The 1104-nt window shown below is 53.3% G+C and carries 2 protein-coding genes; both read right to left on the bottom strand.

The annotated features are described in order from the left end of the window. The coding region (locus A3754_RS04585) for a DUF4105 domain-containing protein (RefSeq protein WP_156496791.1) at positions 1-838 on the bottom strand (838 nt) is incomplete at its 3' end. A gap of 105 nt (positions 839-943) precedes the next feature. Then, positions 944-1102, bottom strand: a complete 159-nt coding sequence (locus tag A3754_RS25950) for a DUF3015 family protein (protein ID WP_156496790.1) — start codon at positions 1100-1102, stop codon at positions 944-946. Positions 1103-1104 lie beyond the last annotated feature (2 nt).

Here is a 1104-nt window from a genome sequence, read left to right as displayed (position 1 = left end):
CCCGCACCGTATTGACCGGCACTTCGGCAAACCGCAATTCACTGAGCAATTCGGATCCCGGGCGCGCCACTTCCACCAACTCCAGCAGGCGAAATGAGCAGTTCTCATCAAAAAAGTAGTAATCAAAATTGATGTCTTTCAATTCCCACAGATGATCAATCAGCCAATCGATTTCTGACTGATCCAGATCCAGGGTGTATTCCCACATATCCCGGTTTTCCATGTGCGAATATTCCTGAATTTTTTGCACATAGGGCACAAGGGCAAAGCGACCCGGGTAGCCCCCTGCCAGACCGCGGTAGATATAAAAGAAAGAATTATCGGCTTCGCTTGAAACCGCGCCAAAGTTTACCGCCCACGACAACCAGACAGCGCTATCTTCGCCTTGATCCAGCCTTAACAAGGTATGTCCGAACATGGACGAAGGGCTGTTCAAATAGGCGGCGGGGAAAACCAGCACCGCGCGATTGGCATGAATCGCGTCGCGCCATTCGTTGTAGTCATCGCAGTGTGAAAAGGGTGCCGCGTCTTGCCAACCCAGCTGCTCGGACAGAAAACGATAGCGCGCAGGAAAACGGCAACGCGCCGGCGATTGCGCAGCACGAAGTGCCTGCTCCGTCGCCTCAAGCTCGGCTAACGGATCGGCCTTACCGGAATCGGCGAAAAAAAACGTATCGTCGTCCACATAACTCTGATGTTTGTCACGCAGGGTCGCACCGGGATTGATATGTAATAACGCCTGCCAGCGGGACGATTCCGCCAGTTCAGACAGGGAAGGGGTTGCAGCAAACGCCGGCACAAACCAGCACAGCAGCACACAGAAAAGACCAGTGCGCATCCGGATTCATCCGTCTCAATTACAAGCCGACAAAAGTGTCAGAAAAGAGGGCCCTAAAAACAAAACCCCGCCAGAAGCGGGGCTCTGATGGATCTTTTGTGCTGATTAGGCCAGGTACTTGGACAGCGCCTGATCCTGTTTCATCACGTCAGTGATGCTTGCCATTACTTCAGCGGCAGTCACGTCCTGGTTCGGGAAAATGGTCGCGAAGTTTTCGTGCATCAGCGCGTTGAAACGAGCGCGGTCTTCAGTCTGAATACCCATGG

Source organism: Alcanivorax sp. HI0083 (assembly GCF_001635175.1).
This window is presented reverse-complemented; position numbering and strand designations above follow the sequence as displayed.